Below are 19,069 nucleotides of genomic sequence, written 5' to 3' on the forward strand. Positions count from 1 at the left end.
CCTTCTTACTATTTTATTGTTTCTAGGTGAATTTTTAACATACTAATTGTAAACCCTAGCTAATTACTTCTAAGCAAAGGCATGTCATGTCGAATAAAACGCCAGTAACCGCAAAACGTAGGCTTGATTATCAGCCTCCCGCCTATCAAATTCATGATATCGAGTTATCATTTAACCTTGATGATGAAGTCACTAAAGTAAAAAGTTTACTGCACGTATTCAAGCAGGGTGACCATGATCAACCACTCAAATTGGACGGTGAAAACCTAACGCTCATTGAAGTAAAGCTAAACGGTAAGTCTCTTCAGCAATACGAACTGACTGATGAGGCTTTGACATTATCCAACTTGCCTGATGAATGTTTTATTGAGATATATACCGAAATCGATCCGGCGTCTAATAAGACACTTGAAGGGCTATATAAAGCCTCGGGTTCTTATTGTACTCAATGCGAAGCCGAAGGCTTTCGCAAGATAACCTATTTCCTAGATCGTCCTGACGTATTATCAAAATATACAGTGACCATTTATGCCGATAAAAAACGATACCCTTATCTCTTGTCTAATGGTAATAAAATAGATAGTGGTGATTTAGAAGACGGTAAACATTGGGTTAAATGGCAAGATCCTTTTTTCAAACCCTGCTATTTATTTGCACTTGTAGCGGGTGACTTTGACAAATTAACACAGAGCTTTACTACCTCAAGTGGGCGTAAGGTCGCATTAGAATTATATGTAGATAAAGGTATGGCCCATAGGGGAGAGCATGCCTTAGCATCCCTCAAAAAAGCCATGAAATGGGATGAAGTGGTTTTTGATCTCGAATACGATCTTGATATTTACATGGTCGTCGCGGTTGATTTTTTCAATATGGGAGCGATGGAAAATAAAGGTCTAAACGTGTTTAACAGTAAATACGTCTTGGCCGACAGTCAAACTGCAACTGATGAAGATTACTTTAATATTGAATCGGTGATCGCCCATGAATATTTTCATAATTGGACAGGTAATCGGGTCACCTGCAGAGATTGGTTTCAATTAAGTCTTAAGGAAGGTCTCACGGTTTTTCGTGATCAACAATTTAGTGCTGACATGGGTTCACCTGTGGTGAACAGAATTAAAAACGTAAAAGTGATCCGAGAGCATCAATTTGCCGAGGATGCTAGTGCAATGGCACATCCCATCCGACCAGACGAAGTGATCGAAATGAACAACTTCTACACGGTGACGGTATACGACAAAGGCGCTGAAGTGATTAGGATGTTGCACACCTTGTTAACGCCAGCGGGATTTAAACGTGGAATCGATCTCTACTTTAAACGACATGACGGTCAGGCTGTAACCTGTGATGATTTTGTAAATGCGATGCAGGATGCCAATAGTATCAATTTGGATCAATTCAAAGTGTGGTATGAACAATCAGGAACGCCAGAGCTAACCGTAGAACAAGACTTTGCTGCCGACACCGGCACTTTGACCTTAACCATACAACAGCATACTCCAGTCACACTAGATCAGTCGCAAAAGAAACCACTATACATACCGGTGAGAGTTGAATATCTTGCCAATGATGGTTCATCAACCACTGATATCATTCATCTCACACAAAGTCAGCAAAAGCTGGTGCGAGACGGATTTGATGTTGAGCCAACAGTCGCCTTGTTAGGCGATTTTAGTGCGCCAGTTAAGGTGATAAGAACCCTTAGTGCTGAATCATTGTTGACCATTGCATTGCATAGCAACGATGGGTTTTCTCGATGGGATGCGGCGCAAACTATTTATAGTCAATTTATTCATTCACTAACGCCCAATGGCAGCACGCTGGCGATCACGCAAGAAACCATCACCGCGCTACTTGATGGTTTACTTGAATCAGCAATGGAAGATCAGGCTTTATTAGCGGAAATGATCACCTTGCCCAGTGTCGAAACTTTGGTACAACAAGTGCCTAAATATTACGTAGAGTCATTGCATAGCGCGCGCGAGAAACTAGAAAGAATAATTATCTCTCATGCCCAACCAATGTTTGAAAAGCAATACCACGGGCTGGCTTTTACCAACTACGATTACACACCGTCGCAAACTGCGACACGAAAATTACGAAACCAACTGTTGATGTACATTGCCTCCACGGAACAAGGAGAAGAGTTAGTCACTCAGCAATTTATGCAGTCTGATAATATGACTGATACCTTAGGTGCACTTAAAGCAGCGCAACACGCTAAATGTAAGTGCTTCGATAAACTTATGAGTCAGTTTGAGGAAACATGGCGGGCAGATCCTATAGTGTTAGACAAATGGTTTGCACTGCACGCTAGTCGCCAGAGTGAAGATATTTTATCACGCCTTGATTTACTCATGGGCCATCAACAATTTAACCATGAAAATCCCAATCGAGTGCGCTCAGTTATTGGTTCCTTTGCATTTTTTAATAGCACCGGATTTCATGCCAAAGATGGCAGTGGTTATCGTTATATAGGTCAATATTTACAGAAGCTAGATAAGATAAATCCGCAGGTAGCGTCACGCATTGTCACCCCTTTAACTCAGTGGCAAAAGCTTGATGAGGAGCGCATCGTTAAAATGAAAGCGGAATTAGTCCGTTTGTTGGACAATAAAGACCTCAGCAACGATGTCTATGAAAAAGTTAGCAAAAGTCTCGGCTATCAATAGGAATCCAAGTGAAAACCTATTATTTTTCTCTTGATGTCAGTTATGAGCGATGCGAGCGACTGTATGGGATTGGTTCTAATTCTGTAGTTTTACGCTCAGATTGTGGTGAAAGGATACAGTTACCCAATGTAAATTTACGTCCATTTGTAACACGAACAGGGTTAAAAGGTCGTTTTCGACTTATAATTACCCCAGAGAACAAAGTGCACTCATTTGAAAAAATCAGTTAGAAATGAATTGAATACAGATGATTAATTTTCAAACTATTGAAAAAGAAACAGTTTGCAGAATATCAACTGGTACGATTTCTTCTTGCTATCATCTTCAAATGATGTAATGATTTTGTGAATAATTTGCTATAGATAATCGGTCGCAGGGCTAATCCCAACGCGACATGGGAGAACTAAAATATGAAGTGTGGACCTTTGAAGTTCAAAAAGTCACCGCTTGCAATTAGCATTGCAGCGATAGCTACCCTAGCAGCAAGCAGTGTTCAAGCTGGCTCTTGGGAAAGTGGTGACTGGTCTGTAAGCTTTGACTCTAACTTTTCATTCGGCACAAGTATCAGAGTTGAGGAACGAGATTTTTCTTTGATTGGCAGTAGTAACCATACCAATTTCGATTGGTCAGGCTACAACGCAGCGACTAATGTAAAATACCCTTCCAGTGAAGTGTGGGCAAACGCAGATGGTGCTTACTCTACTAATGGCGATTTAGGAAATCTGAATCACGATAAGGGCAAAGCTTTCTCGACGATTTTCAAAGGAACTCACGAGTTAAATATCCAGTATGACAATATGGGCTTTTTTGCCCGTGGTTTTTACTTTTATGACTTTGAGCAGAAAAACCGTGGACGCGCTTGGTCTGATCCCATTACTGGTCAAACACAGGATCCTTGTGCGACAGAAAAATCTGCTGAGGAACTCTGTTCTGATATTCGCTTGTTAGATGCGTTTTTCTACGCAGACTTTGATATAGGTGACATGCCAGTTACGGTCCGTGTAGGTGATCAGGTGGTAAGCTGGGGTGAAAGTACCTTTATTCAGCATGGTATAAATAGTACCAATCCAGTGGACGTTACGCGCGCTCGTTCTCCAGGTGCTGAGCTTAAAGAAGTCTTTATCCCAGTTGGTATGGTGTTCGCTTCAATTGGTCTAACTCAAGATTTAAGTTTATCTGCTTATTACCAATATGAGTGGGAACGCAGCATCTTGCCTCAAGCTGGCAGTTATTTTGCCACTAATGATTTTGCAGGAGAGGGCGGTCAAGCACAAAATATTCAATTGGGGTTTGCTGGTAACCCAGATATAAATCTAGATTTCCTTTTACAAAGCCTAAATGGCTTAGGCGATGCTTTACGTAGTGGTGCCGATGGTTCACAAATTGGCCAAGCTTATCTTGCATATCCCACTAAAGTTGCGGTTCGCGGATTTAGTGATGCCGCTCATACCGATGCAGACGATCAAGGTCAATATGGTATTAAATTATCGTATTACTCTGAAGCAATGTACAACACTGAATTTAGTTTGTACCACTTGAACTATCATAGCCAGCGTCCATTGATTTCTGGGGTGACCTCTAATTTTACGGCAGCAAGTATCCAACAAGACTTGGGTTTTCTTGCTTCAAGACAAATTACTCGTGACAACATTACCGACTTGGCTGCTTTCACGAAAACCGAATTTGTTTATCCTGAAGACCTGAAACTGTATGGCTTCAGTTTTAACACCAACGTTGGTGAAACCGCCTTAGCAGGTGAAATTGCATACCGTGTTGATGAACCACTGCAAATCGATGATGTTGAATTGTTATATACAGCAATGCCGCAACAGTTAGCCAATGCAGATTTACGTCCAGATTTAGACGGTATTTCTCAGCTTGTGAATATCGGTCGCAATGTTGGTTCTGGTGAATCGGCGCAAGGCTACGTGGTGTCAGACACCATCCAAGCACAGATCACAGCGACTCATGTGTTTGGACCTGCGCTAGGCACAGACAACCTTATCGTACTTGGTGAAGTTGGTTACATCAGTATTGAAGATATGCCAGATCAAAATGTCCTTCGTCTAAATGGACCTGGTACAGCTCGTTCAGCTTCAATTGAACCTTTGCGCGCCGATGACGGCAGTATCATTTCTAATCGTGAAGGTTTGCACATTGGTTTGTCTAATGGTCCTGAAACCAATCCATTCCCCACTGACTACGCTTGGGGTTACAGAATGTTAGCTGTTGCTGACTTCAACAACGTGTTCTCCGGTATAAACTTGAGAGCCCGAGCAACCTTTTCTCATGACGTCGAGGGAACAACACCAGATCCATTGTTCTTGTTTTCTGAGGACGTTAAGTCAGCCAATTTAACGTTCGAGTTTGACTACTTGAGTAAATTTTCTGCGGCATTTGGGTATAGTGCATTTTGGGGCGGTATCGGAAACGCCAACGCATTGTCTGATAGAGATTTTGTTTCTATCAACTTCAAATACTCAATTTAGGAGTACAGTAATATGATAAAGAATTTAGTAGTAACGACTTCAGCTATTGCGTTAGCACTAAGTGTTTCTATGGCTCATGCAAAAGTGTCAGACGCTGAAGCGGCAAAGTTAGGTAATGAGCTAACGCCATTGGGTGGCGAAAAAGCCGGTAATGCCGATGGCAGTATACCTGCTTGGGATGGCGGCATTACTGCGCCCCCTGCAGGTTATAAAGCCGGTAACTTTCATCCAAACCCATTTCCTGATGATAAAGTATTGTTTACCATCACTGGGCAAAACTACAAAGAATACGAAGCCTTTTTAACGCCAGGACAAATGAAGCTGTTTGCTACTTATCCTGATACCTTTAATATGCCTGTTTATCAAACAAGGCGTTCCGCTTCTAACCCGCAACATGTCTATGATGCGACTAAAAAGAATGCAACCCGTGCTGAGTTAGTTCAAGGCGGAAACGGCGTGCAAAATGCAGCGATTGGTGTTCCTTTCCCAATCCCACAAAGTGGTGTTGAAGCAATTTGGAACCACGTATTACGTTATCGCGGGGAAGCAATCGCGCGTAACGGTGGCCAAGCTGCTCCAACCGCTTCTGGTGACTACAATGTCATCGGCTTTGATGAGATTTTATTAGTTAAATATTCTAATAAAGATGCGACACCTGAAGCTTTGTTGGAAGAAAATATACTGATGAAATTCAAACAGTCCATCAATTCTCCAGCGCGCTTAGCGGGTACGGCTTTGTTAGTCCATGAAACCATGGACCAAGTTAAAGAGCCGCGCAGAGCATGGACATATAATACAGGTCAAAGACGTGTTAGACGTGCGCCAAACATTGCTTATGATGCCCCAGGAACTGCATCAGATGGTTTGAGAACAACCGATGACTTTGATATGTTTAACGGAGCCCCAGATCGTTATAACTGGGAATTAAAAGGCAAGAAAGAGCTTTATGTCGCGTATAACAGTTATGCATTGCATAGTGATAACGTCAAATATGAAGATATCTTGAAGCCTGGTCACATTAACCCAGATTTGACCCGTTTTGAGAAACACCGTGTTTGGGTGGTTGAAGCAACACTTAAAGAAGGTCTGCGCCACGTATATCAAAAACGCGTATTCTTCATTGATGAAGACAGCTGGCAAATTCAAGTCGCTGATATGTACGATAATCGCGGTGAATTATATAAAGTTGCTATGGCTTACGGTATAAATTACTACGAAGTTCCAACACATTGGTCTACGCTTGATGTATACCATGATTTGAACTCTCGTCGTTACTTAGCGCTTGGTTTGGATAACGAAGACAAAGTTTACGACTTCTCTGTTAAGCCAGATGATCGAGACTTTACTGAACAAGCGCTACGGCGAGCGGGTATACGCTAACGATGATTAAAACGGTTGGCAATGTCAGCCGTTTTTTGTTTTACAACCCAAAAAAGAAGAATATGAAACAAATAAGCATTATATCCACACTTCTCGGTTGTACTTTATGCACATTAGTTGCTACTGCCGAAGAATCTTATATCGCGCCCTTGGCCAACGAGTCCCTCCTGCTAGATTTAACTAAGACCACTGCTGACTTAGTGACAGTCGGCGAGCGCGGTCATATTTTGCGTTCACAAAATGGTGAACAATGGGTACAAGAAAAAGCGCCAACCTTGTCTACTCTCACGGCTATTACCTCTACTGAAGGTAAGTCTTGGGCGGTAGGGCATGACGCAATCATTATTCAGCAAGATTCAAAAGGACAACCTTGGGTTATTCAAAATTTTCTGCCTGAATTACAGAAGCCCTTACTCGATGTGCATTTTATCAATGCCAAAGAGGGGATCGCGATAGGTGCATATGGTACTTATTTTGAGACTTCTGATGGTGGCGAAAACTGGGTGAGAGTTGCCCATTCTCAATTTTTACCAGTTGAAGATATCGAATATTTAGAGGAAATTCGTCTGGAAGACGAAGCCTTTTATCTTTCCGAGTTAACTTCGATATTGCCTCATTTAAATAAAATAACCCAAGTTGGCGAGATGCTCTACATAGCCGGTGAATCAGGCTTAATTGCCCGTAGTGATGATAAGGGAAAGTCTTGGCAAAGAATGGACGTGCCTTACTATGGTTCCTTTTTCGATATCACTGCACTTGAAGATGGCAGTGTCGTGGCGGTTGGCTTAAGAGGAAATATTTTTAAATTAGATAATGCCGGTTCCAATTGGGTAACGGTTAACTCAGGCATAACCTCTTCGTTAAATACAATTGTACCGCTTGAAGGTAATAGTTTTGTTGCAATGGGAAATAGTGGCAATGTGATCTGTGTGAAAAATAATGAAGTTAGAAAAGCGCATTTTGATGACGGTAAAGCGATTAACGCGCTCTTGCTGGATGAAAATCAACTTTTTATCGCAACAGCCACTGGTATCAAAACGTTAGCCTATGACAAAAAACATACGGTATGTGAGGGGATGAGTAAAACACTATGAATAAGTTAATTGATGTAAGTGTCAATCTCATTTTTCGAAATCGCCTGTTTGTGGTGTTCCTATTTGTCGCCGCTACGATATTTCTAGGCTATCAGTCCTCGCAGTTAAAACTCGATGCGGGTTTTACTAAAAACATTCCACTCAACCATGAATACATGGTTAATTACATGAAGCATGCCAAGGATTTTGGCGGTGCAAATAGCATACTGGTGTCAGTGTGCGATAAAGATAGTGATATTTTCAACACGGAATTTTTTGACACATTAAAGGACGTACATGACCAGCTTTTCTTCATTAATGGTGTCGAGCGCTCGTTAGTTAAATCATTGTTCTCATCTTCAACGCGTTTCACTGAAATTGTTGAAGGCGGCTTTTCCGGTGGTCCAGTAATTCCGGCTGATTTTGATTCTAAGTCAGATCAAGCATTGGCATTAGTCGGACAAAACATTGACAAAGCTGGGATTGTCGGGCGCTTAGTATCTGATGATTTTCAATGTGCGATGGTGTCTGCCCAGCTACTCAATATTGACCCAGATACCGGTGCAAAACTAAATACCTTGGTATTAGCCGAAGAGTTAGAAAACGAATTACGTGGCAAGTTTGAGAACGAAAATACCAGTATTCATATCATTGGCTTTGCAAAAATGATTGGTGATGTGGCAAATGGCGCCAAAGATGTTGTGCTGTTTTTCGCCATCGCGCTAGCCATTACCGCAGTTATGGTGTTCTTCTTCTCTAAATCAGTAATGCTAACCGTTTTACCTTTACTTTGTTCAGTAGTCGCAGTGGTTTGGCAGTTGGGCCTATTAACCATATTAGGCTTTGGTTTGGACCCCATGTCTATCTTGGTACCCTTCCTAGTGTTTGCAATCGGTGTTAGTCACGGTGTGCAGATGATCAATGCCGTGGGTAAACGAGTTGTCGAAGGAGCAAGTGCGTTAACCGCTTCTGAGTCTGCCTTTAGAACACTATTGATCCCTGGTGGCATCGCACTGCTTTCGGATACGGTCGGTTTCATGACCTTGTTGGTTATTGATATCGGCATCATCCGTGAATTAGCTATAACGGCGAGCTTAGGTGTGGCGGTTATCATTCTAACCAATCTGATTTTATTACCTGTATTGATGTCATTTGTGTCATTTAGCGACAATTACAAGGCCAAATTCGCAGGTAAAGAAAACCGTTCAGATAAATTCTGGAATGCGATTGCCCAGTGTTCAACGCCTAAATTTGCCTACATTATCCTGTTAGTCACTGCGGTGTTATTTGCTTTGGGGTGGTTCCAGTCACAAAAAATGAAAATTGGTGATTTGCATGCTGGCGCGCCGGCGCTGCATGAAAACAGTCGATACAATCAAGACACCTTTTTAATCACGGATAAATATGCGATCAGCGTTGATTATTTGTCTATCTTGGTTGAAACCACTCCCTCAGCTTGTACATCTTACCAGACGATGACGGCCATAGATGAGCTGCAGTGGAAAATGACCAACGTTAAGGGTGTTCAATCTTCTGTTAGTTTGCCATCGGTCGCGAAACTGGTGAATGCAGGTTACAACGAAGGAAATCCAAAGTGGCGCGTTTTACCACGTAATCAGCAAACCATGGTTCAGGCAATTTCACAGGTACCTACATCGTCTGGGTTGCTCAACGGTGATTGTTCTGTGATGCCCATCATTCTGTTCATGGAAGATCATAAGGCGGAGACAATCAATCGGGTTGTTGAGGCCGTGAAGTCATTTCGTACTGAGTACGAAACAGATGAACTTAAATTTAGTTTAGCGTCTGGTCCAGTAGGGGTGATGGCCGCTAAGAATGAAGCGGTTGAAGCTGCACAAAACCCAATGATGTTATATGTATTCGGTGCTGTGATTATTTTATGCTTGCTGAGTTTCCGTTCATTAAGAGCGACGCTATCGGTGGTAGTTCCTTTGTATGTGGTGTCTGTATTAGCGCAAGCGCTGATGACCTATTTACAAATTGGTTTAACGGTCTCGACCTTACCCGTTATTGCACTTGGCGTTGGTATAGGGGTTGATTATGGTATTTACATATTGTCGACAATGAACATCAAGTTAAAAGCAGGCATGCCAGTTCGTCAGGCTTATTTTGACGCGTTAAAAGAGCGGGGTAGTGCAGTCTTGTTTACCGGTGTGACTTTAGCGGTAGGCGTCAGTACGTGGGTCTTTTCGTCCCTTAAGTTCCAAATGGACATGGGTATACTATTAACGTTCATGTTCTTGGTGAATATGTTGGGTGCTATTGTTGTGTTACCTGCTTTGGCGTCGGTATTCTGGCGCTCGCAGAAAGATGAATAACGCAGTACCCTAAGTAAAATAATAAAAAAGGGCCATTGGCCCTTTTTTTATAAAATTTTTAATGCATGTTTATTTGCACAACTTGGCAGTTGACTATATAAATATGCACTTTGCTGTGCTTTTGTTGCATATTTATAGTTTTTGTAAAGTATGCGTTAATTTAGGCCTTTCAAAGCGTCCATAATTTAGCGAAAATACCTTATCATTTGTCGAAAAACTGTATATATCTCAGTCTTTTGACTAATCTATTAGAAGTTTAGTTAAAGTGAATACCGTGGTCTTCACTCTTTACATCACAAGGTAAACAAATGACGGTTGCCAATAACCAACATTCAGTTCTGTTAGAAAACGTCTTTAAGTTAATCAACAAAAAAGTCGATGATGCACAATCTGACTTAGTAGAGCAGTTTTCTCGATTGCTCTACAAGAACATTTCCATTGACGATTTGGACAATCGTGATGACAGTGATTTGTATGGCGCTACGTTAAGTTTATGGAACGAGTTTGCTAAGTATGATGGGCTACAACCCAAGATACGCGTATTCAATCCTGAAATCTCTAAACACGGTTGGCAGTCTTCTCATACCATAGTTGAAATCATTGTCAGTGACATGCCATTTTTGGTCGACTCGATCAGAATGACACTGAATCGAATGAATATCACGTCACACCTATTGTTGCACAGTCCAATTTATTTAAAACGTGACGACACCGGTTCAGTGGTGCAGTTTCTTGATAGTAAAAGCAAAGCGAAGAATCTCACGCGAGAGACCGTATTTTTAATTGAGGTCGATCGGCAAACCAGTAAGAAAGCACTGAATAACCTTGCCACTGAATTGCTATCCGTTGTCGGTGAAGTGTCTCTAGCGGTTGCTGATTGGAAGCCGATGCGAGAGAAGTTATCAAGCATTATTAAAGACTTTCCGGATTCTAATTGTCCAGCGAATAAAACTGAGTTAGAGCAGGCCAATCAATTTTTAACTTGGTTAAACGATCACAACTTTACGTTGATGGGATATCGTTACTATGACGTTAAAGCCATCGAAGGTGATCACCGCTGGGTTCCGCGCAACGAAAGCAGTCTTGGTTTAATGAAGAACTCTATCAGCGACAGAGAACGAGTAATGTCGAAGATGCCTGCGTCAGCGCAAAAAGAGTCGCTTAGTAGCAAGCCATTGATATTAACCAAGACGAACACGCGCGCTCGAGTTCACCGTCCTGCATATATGGACTACATTGGAATTAAACGGTTTGATGATGCCGGTAACGTCATTGGCGAACATCGTTTTATTGGTTTGTATTCGGCTTCGTTCTACAACAGCAGTGCTACTCAGCTCCCTGTGCTGCAAGGAAAAATCGAGCGAATTTGTTCGTTATCCGGATTCGATAAAGAGTCTCACGCCTACAAAGCGTTTCTAAATATTATAGAAACCTACCCTCGCGATGAGCTACTTCAAGGGAGTGACGAAGAGTTAGGGAAAATTATTTTAGGTATTTTCCAAATGCAAGAACGTGGCATATCTAAATTATTCGTACGCAAAGACGCTTTTGGGCGCTTCGTGTCATGCATGGTTTATGTGCCTAGAGAACGTTACAACACCCAACTTCGTAAAGAAACGCAGGAGCTATTGCAAAAATCGCTTCATGCCACAGAGCAGGTCGAGTTCACAACCTATTTCTCCGAATCGGTTTACGCTAGAACTCACTATATCGCGAGAGTCAAAGATAACAATACGGAATTTAATGTGAAGGATATTGAGAAAAATATCATTGAGTTAACAAAAAGCTGGAATGATCGCCTAACAGCGTCTATACGCTCTATGTACGGTGAGGCTGCCGGAAAAGTACTAGAACAAAAATACGATAATGCCTTTTCCCGCAGTTATTCCGAGCAAAACTTACCAAGTGCCGCTTTGGTCGACATGGAGAAACTAGAACTGCTGAGCGACACCCACACGTTAGATATGCTGTTCTATCGTCCCCAGGAAGAAGGGCCTGAGTCTAACGTAGTTAAGTTAAAACTATTTCATAAAAATGAGCCCATCCATTTGTCTGCCGTACTTCCCATGTTGGAAAATTTTGGATTGCGCGTGATAGATGAAAGTCCGTACAAGATCACCTGCGGTGAGGGACAGGTTAATTGGATCATGGATTTCTCCATGTTGCACAGCAACAGTCAAAATCTCGACATGGAAACTGCCCAAGCTCTGTTTCAGGATGCCTTTGCTAAGGTCTGGCACAACAACCTAGAAGACGATCCGTTCAACCGTCTAGTGCTAGGGGCTGGATTAACGGGGCGAAGCGTGACCATTTTGCGAGCTTATGCAAAATATATGCGTCAGACGGGAAGCTCATTTAGCTTGTCCTATATGGCCAATACGTTGGCTAATTATCCTAATATTGCAAAATTATTGATTGAGTTGTTTAACAATATATTCGATCCCAGTAAAAAGCGCAGTCAGAAAAAAGTCGACGCTATTTTGGCCGATGTGAAGGAACGCTTGGATCAAGTTTCAAACCTTGACGATGACCGTATTATTCGTCGCTATCTGGATATGATTTTAGCGACATTGCGCACCAACTTTTACCAGCCTGATGAGAATGGCCAAGAAAAACCTTACATGTCATTTAAGTTGCTACCTGAGCTTATTCCAGACATGCCATTGCCATTACCTAAGTATGAAATCTTTGTGTATTCACCTCGTATTGAGGGTGTGCACTTAAGAGGTGGGAAAGTCGCTCGTGGTGGCTTGCGTTGGTCTGATCGTCGAGAAGATTTCAGAACGGAAGTGCTTGGCTTAGTTAAAGCACAGCAAGTGAAGAATACCGTCATTGTTCCTGTGGGGGCTAAAGGCGGTTTCGTGTGTAAAAATCTACCCATGGACCAGGGTAGGGATGCGATACAAAAAGAAGGTCAAGCCTGTTACCGGATTTTCATTCGTAGTTTATTAGATATCACCGACAATATTGTTGATGGTGCTGTAGTACCGCCGAAAAATGTTGTTCGATTGGATGAAGATGACCCGTATTTAGTTGTCGCTGCGGATAAAGGTACTGCCACCTTCTCTGATATTGCTAATAGCATATCCGAGGAGTTTAATTTCTGGTTAGGTGATGCCTTTGCCTCAGGCGGAAGTGTCGGTTATGACCATAAGAAAATGGGGATTACTGCACGAGGAGCTTGGGAGTCGGTTAAGCGTCATTTCCGTGAGATTGGTATTGACTGTCAAACTACTGATTTTACTTGTGTTGCTGTAGGTGACATGGCCGGTGATGTATTCGGTAACGGCATGCTGTTGTCTGAACATACTCGCCTAATCTGCGGCTTTAACCATCTGCATATTTTCTTTGATCCAGACCCAGATACTGCGAAGAGTTATCAAGAGCGCAAGCGTCTGTTTGAAAACCCGTCTTTATCTTGGGATGACTATGACAGAAAACTGATTTCAAAAGGCGGCGGTGTGTTTAGCCGGGCGTCAAAATCAATCAAATTATCCGCTGAGATGAAAAAGTGGTTGGGCACAACGCAAGCAGCCATGCCACCCAATGAACTGATTAAAAATGTCTTAAAGATGCACGTTGACTTGATCTGGAACGGTGGCATTGGTACCTATGTGAAAGGTTCCAAAGAAACCCATACCGAAGTAGGCGATCGCGCAAACGATGATTTACGTGTTAATGGTAAAGAAGTAAACGCTAAAATCATTGGTGAAGGGGGTAACCTTGGTCTTACCCAATTAGGTCGTATCGAATACGCCGCTAAAGGTGGGCGAGTTAATACTGACTTTATAGATAATGTGGGTGGTGTGGATTGCTCAGATAATGAAGTCAATATAAAGATATTACTGAATGCGTTAGTCAGTTCTGGTGACTTAACCGGCAAACAACGCAATGAGTTATTGTATTCAATGACTGATGATGTCGCTGATTTAGTGATCCAAGATTGCTATCGTCAAACTCAATCTATTTCGATTACGGAATATGGCGGTCCGAATCTGCTCAAAGAGCAACTGCGCTTCATCCACGGTTTGGAGCGAGAAGGTGCGCTTAATCGCGAATTAGAATTTATCCCTTCTGATGATGAACTGTCTGATCGTTTAGCGAATGGTAAAGGGCTTACTCGTCCTGAACTGGCGGTCATGATTGCGTATGGCAAGATGGTTTTGAAACAAAAACTGAATATTGAGCAGATCACCAATAATCCGTATCACGAACAACTATTGGTCAGTGCATTTCCTAAAACCTTGCAGGACAAGTTTGTTCCACAAATGGAATATCACCCACTGCGAGCTGAAATTATTGCCACTAAGTTAACCAATAATATGGTTAATGATATGGGACTTAATTTTGTGTTCAGAATGCAAGAAGAAACAGGGGCAACGGTATACGAAGTTTCCACCGCTTACTCTGTGATCAAAGCCGTATTTGGCATGGATACCTTATGGCAAGAAATTGAAGAGCTAGACAATAAGGTTTCTGCTCAAGTACAACTGGATATGCTTGATAGAATGCGCAGAACTATGCGTCGTGCTTCTCGTTGGTTCTTGCGTCATGGTGAGAAAAACTTGCCTATCGCTGAAGCAGTGAATTTATATATTCCAACCTTTAATGATCTTAGTAAGAACTTGGAGAGTTATTTGGTTGATTCGGAATATGAACAATTGCAAGCCATTACCGCTGGTTTCGTAGAGCAAGGAGCGCCACAAGGGATTGCTTATCGTGTGGCAAGCTTGAGCAACATGTTCTCCTGTCTTGATTTGGCGCAAATTGTACAGACCGAGAAACGAAAAATTGAAGTGGTCGCTAACCTCTACTACAAGTTAGGTTCAAAATTGCAGCTTCACTGGTTCCTTGATCAAATTAACAATCAAACGGTGTCGAATCACTGGCAGGCACTAGCACGGGCCTCTTATCGAGAGGAGCTGGATTGGCAGCAACGTTCGTTAACCACTGTATTGTTGTTAGCAGAGCCTAATAGCCAAGATGCTGAAGAAATTTTGCATAAATGGATGGAGAAGAATTCTATCTTGCTAGAACGCTGGTATCATATGATGTCTGAATTCAAAACCAGCAGTACTCACGAATTCGCTAAGTTTTCGGTAGCATTAAGAGAATTAATGTTACTTAGCATAAATGCCAACACTTAAGCGATAGGCTATAAAGTCTAGCCTCGGTTATCCGGGGCTTTTTTTTAGGGATAAATATGTATTCAATCGTACAAAAAGCACTGTTTCAATGTGATCCCGAATGGAGTCATGATGTTGCGATGAACTGGCTAAAGCGATCACAACATAATCTGTTCAAAATGACGTATCAGCAATCCTTAAGCAATAAAACCACACATTGCTTAGGCCTTAATTTTAAAAACCCCTTGGGTCTGGCTGCGGGATTAGACAAAAATGGCGAATGTATTGATGCGTTTGCGGCGATGGGATTTGGTTTCATTGAAGTGGGAACCGTTACTCCGTTGCCTCAAGCCGGTAATGACAAACCCCGTATGTTTAGACTGCCTAAGGCAAATGCAATTATCAATCGCATGGGCTTTAACAACAAAGGCGTAGACTATCTGGTTGAACAAGTAAAACAAACAAAATACAGCGGTGTATTAGGCATTAATATCGGTAAAAATAAGCAAACAGCCGAGCAGGATGCATTAAACGACTATGTCATTTGTTTGCAAAAAGTATATCAATATGCCGATTACATCACCGTGAATATTTCTTCTCCCAATACCCCTGGTCTTCGAGATCTGCAATATGGAGAAGCATTAAACTCCTTGTTGCTTGGGCTTAAATTGGAACAGAAGCGATTAGCTGAGAAGCATGGTAAGTATGTTCCTGTGGTAGTTAAAATTGCCCCCGATCTGACGGATGAGCAAATTACCAGCATTGCTCATTCGTTAATAGATGCCCAAATAGATGGCGTCATTGCAACTAACACTACCTTAGATCGAACTGCTGTTGCTGGCATGCAACATGCCAACGAAGCCGGTGGGTTGAGTGGTTCTGTACTTCAAGATAAAAGTTTGCACGTCACCAAAGTGCTGGCAAATGCGCTTGATGGTGCGTTACCAATTATTGGTGTCGGTGGTATTGACTCATTAGACTCCGCTAAACAGCGATTAGCGGCCGGCGCTAGTTTGATTCAAATCTATTCAAGTCTGATTTATCAGGGACCAAATTTAATTAAGCAGATAGTAGAGGGATTGGATTAAGTTGATTTTTGACTGTATTCACGGGCGCAACCACGCAGTCTGTAGACAAGATGTTGTAACCTGATCATGTTATTACCTTCAGCTAATTGGAAGTGGTTTATAAATCAACAAAGTCGCGCATTGATGGTCGAATTAGATGCCGGGTTAATTTTTCAAACCGCGTATAACGAATCGCAACTTAAAAACGTACCTCAACATGTGCTTTTCGATATTCATCACTGTCAGTTTTTTATGGAAAGCGTAGAGGCACTGGAAGCCTCGGGAGTTCCGTTTGATAATTCGGCTAAATTACAAATTGGACTCAATGCGACCGCGGCCTTGAGTTTTCACAAGCCCGTACTCAACAAAAGTTGGCTTTATGAAAAAAAGACCAGTTGTTTAATTGGCCCTTACATGCAGCTTGCGTGGTTGAGTATCAAAGACAACACCTTGTTAATGTTAAGCCTCAAACATGAAGGCAATACCGTATTGTGTTTGAATTTGTCCGAAACCTTTGAGACCAATGATGGCAAAACGCATCCACAATTTTGCTTGATAAGCGTGCTTTGTGATCGATTGTTGAGTTTTGATGCGTTAGATGTAGATTAACAATGACGACGATAACCTGAACTCGGAATAGCAAGTGGCCCTCATGAACACGATGAATTGTTATGTCATAATTATTGTTCAGCACATCTTATCCAACAGTTCAGGTTACTATATTACTAAGTCAGGTTAATTATATTTTCTCTTCCCCTTATGCCTGTCTGAATAATCCCGTATAATCGCGAGCGTTTTTAATTGTCGGTAATCTCATGTTTGAAATTTTAGTCACCACGTCCAAAGGCCTTGATTCACTGTTACTTGAAGAGGTAACTGCACTGCTGCCAGATAGGAGCGCGAGAATGCGTCCTGGGCAAGTGTATCTAGACGGTGACCTAAAGGATGTCTATACACTGTGTCTATGGTCAAGACTAGGTAATCGTGTGTTGGTTAAACTTGCCGAAGGCAAGATAGACAGTGCTGAAGACTTATATGAGGTTGCTTCACAGGTAAACTGGACACAACAGTTCTCGCTTCAAGATACCTTTGTCATTGATTTTGTGGGTACTAACCGGACTATCAATAACACGCAATTTGGTGCACTCAAGATTAAAGATGCCATCGTTGATCAATTTAATCACCGTTTGGGTGAGCGTCCGTCAGTTGAAAAACGCGGTGCAAGTATACGTTTTCAAGCAAGAGTTCGAAGAGAAAATTGTGCGATTTATTTAGATGCATCAGGGCAAAGCCTGCACCAACGGCAATACCGTCAACATACTGGCTTAGCGCCACTGAAAGAGCATCTAGCCTGTGCTATGTTAATGCGCAGTGGATGGGCCGATGATATGCAAAAGCCCTTATTTGATCCCATGTGTGGCTCAGGCACTATTGCCATTGAAGCTGCGTTAATGGCGTCTAATAAAGCGCCGGGGTTAGGACGCAGTAAATGGGGTTTTGATCATTGGCAAACTCATGATGCACAGCTTTGGTCAAGTTGCGTAGAAAGTGCTAAACAAGCTGTTACTGAAGTGACGACGCCTATCTATGCCAATGACACTGACAGACGCGTTTTGAACCATGCGAAACAAAATGCCGATTCTGCAGACGTGATGGCAGATATCCGATTCTTCCATTCCGATGCCACTAAATTACAAATAGACGACAAGCCTGGCTATATTGTTAGCAACCCTCCGTATGGTGAAAGGCTAAACGAGCTGACAGAGTTACTGCCTGTTTTTCAGCAGTGGGGCGTGCATTTAAAGAGTCATTTCCAAGATTGGAATATGTGTTTATTGACGGCCAATCGAGATATTTTAAAACAGCTTAAGCTGACCTCGAAAAAACATTATTCGATGAATAATGGCGCGATCGAATGCCAACTCGTTACTTATGAGTTGGACGACAAAAATTGTGAAGTGCGTGAATCGGTAAAATCTGACTCAGATTTTGCTAATCGTTTGAGTAAGAATATAAAAGGTTTAGCCCGCTGGCTCAAAAAACAGAATACAGATTGTTATCGCTTATATGATGCCGATTTACCTGAGTATAACGTTGCGATCGATCGTTACGGCGATTGGTTAGTTGTACAGGAGTATGCTGCTCCAAAAGATATCCCTGAACAAAAAGCCCGAAAGAGGCTGCATGAGGTACTGTTAAGCTTACCTGAGGTAACGGGCATCCCAGCTGAAAATATCGTCCTTAAAACGCGTCAAAAACAAAAAGGGACAAATCAGTATCAAAAGGTTGCGGAAAAACAGACGTCAATCATAGTGCATGAAAATGGCGCCAAATTTACGGTAAATCTCAGTGATTATCTTGATACTGGCTTGTTCCTTGATCACCGTATTACCCGTGAAATGATCCAGCAACGTTCCAAGCACAAAGACGTCCTTAATCTGTTCGCCTATACCGGAAGCGTTTCTGTCCATGCAGGGCTTGGTGGTGCCAAATCAGTCACTACGGTTGATATGTCGAATACCTATATTAACTGGGCAAAGCAAAATGTGCAGCTTAATGGTATTTCAACCGCAAACCACTTTATTCAAGCGGATTGTTTAGATTGGCTTAGCAAGCATGACCAGCGCTATGATCTGATCTTTATTGATCCCCCATCGTTTTCGAATTCCAAACGAATGGACAACACTTGGGATGTTCAGCGAGACCATATTGGCTTATTAAAAAATGCCTTATCCTGCTTAAACCCAGATGGTGAGATTATATTTTCCAACAACCTTCGACAGTTTAAATTGGATTACGATTCATTGGCTGACATGGGCGTTACTGTAACCGATATCGGTAAGCAAACTATCCCAGAAGATTTCAAACGAAACCCTAAAATCCACCATTGTTGGATACTTAAAGTGACCAACGGTAATTAATC

The 19,069-nt window shown here is 42.1% G+C and carries 10 protein-coding genes; all 10 read left to right on the top strand.

Going from position 1 to position 19,069, the window contains the following annotated elements:
- Positions 1-86: 86 nt before the first annotated feature.
- The 10 genes from pepN to rlmKL all read left to right on the top strand — a co-directional run bounded on the left by pepN (position 87) and on the right by rlmKL (position 19,067).
- The gene (pepN, locus tag ABD036_RS00405) at positions 87-2,672 is read left to right on the top strand and encodes an aminopeptidase N (protein WP_343855584.1); all 2,586 of its coding nucleotides are present in this window, start codon (positions 87-89) and stop codon (positions 2,670-2,672) included.
- An 8-nt stretch (positions 2,673-2,680) separates the two neighbouring features.
- Positions 2,681-2,902, top strand: a complete 222-nt coding sequence (locus ABD036_RS00410) for a DUF2835 family protein (RefSeq protein ID WP_343855585.1) — start codon at positions 2,681-2,683, stop codon at positions 2,900-2,902.
- Between the two features lie 180 nt (positions 2,903-3,082).
- On the top strand, positions 3,083-5,161 hold the full coding sequence (locus tag ABD036_RS00415) for a DUF1302 domain-containing protein (protein WP_343855586.1): 2,079 nt from the start codon (positions 3,083-3,085) through the stop codon (positions 5,159-5,161).
- Positions 5,162-5,230: 69 nt separating this feature from the next.
- Positions 5,231-6,541: a DUF1329 domain-containing protein gene (locus ABD036_RS00420; protein WP_425542539.1), complete on the top strand. Its 1,311-nt coding sequence runs from the start codon at positions 5,231-5,233 to the stop codon at positions 6,539-6,541.
- A gap of 62 nt (positions 6,542-6,603) precedes the next feature.
- Positions 6,604-7,635, top strand: coding sequence for a WD40/YVTN/BNR-like repeat-containing protein (locus tag ABD036_RS00425; RefSeq protein WP_343855588.1), 1,032 nt, complete (start codon positions 6,604-6,606; stop codon positions 7,633-7,635).
- A complete protein-coding gene (locus ABD036_RS00430; RefSeq protein WP_343855589.1) occupies positions 7,632-9,953 on the top strand; it encodes an efflux RND transporter permease subunit in 2,322 nt (773 codons plus the stop codon). The genes ABD036_RS00425 and ABD036_RS00430 overlap by 4 nt, the downstream gene beginning before the upstream one ends.
- A gap of 308 nt (positions 9,954-10,261) precedes the next feature.
- Positions 10,262-15,100 (top strand): NAD-glutamate dehydrogenase, encoded by a 4,839-nt coding sequence (locus ABD036_RS00435; protein WP_343855590.1) that lies wholly within the window; start codon positions 10,262-10,264, stop codon positions 15,098-15,100.
- Positions 15,101-15,156: 56 nt separating this feature from the next.
- A complete protein-coding gene (gene pyrD, locus ABD036_RS00440; protein ID WP_343855591.1) occupies positions 15,157-16,167 on the top strand; it encodes a quinone-dependent dihydroorotate dehydrogenase in 1,011 nt (336 codons plus the stop codon).
- A 66-nt stretch (positions 16,168-16,233) separates the two neighbouring features.
- Positions 16,234-16,755 (top strand): cell division protein ZapC domain-containing protein, encoded by a 522-nt coding sequence (locus ABD036_RS00445; protein ID WP_343855592.1) that lies wholly within the window; start codon positions 16,234-16,236, stop codon positions 16,753-16,755.
- 206 nt (positions 16,756-16,961) lie between these two features.
- Positions 16,962-19,067 (top strand): bifunctional 23S rRNA (guanine(2069)-N(7))-methyltransferase RlmK/23S rRNA (guanine(2445)-N(2))-methyltransferase RlmL, encoded by a 2,106-nt coding sequence (rlmKL, locus tag ABD036_RS00450; protein ID WP_343855593.1) that lies wholly within the window; start codon positions 16,962-16,964, stop codon positions 19,065-19,067.
- Positions 19,068-19,069 lie beyond the last annotated feature (2 nt).

Source organism: Aliiglaciecola litoralis, assembly GCF_039523355.1.
GTDB classification, from domain to species: Bacteria; Pseudomonadota; Gammaproteobacteria; order Enterobacterales; family Alteromonadaceae; genus Aliiglaciecola; species Aliiglaciecola litoralis.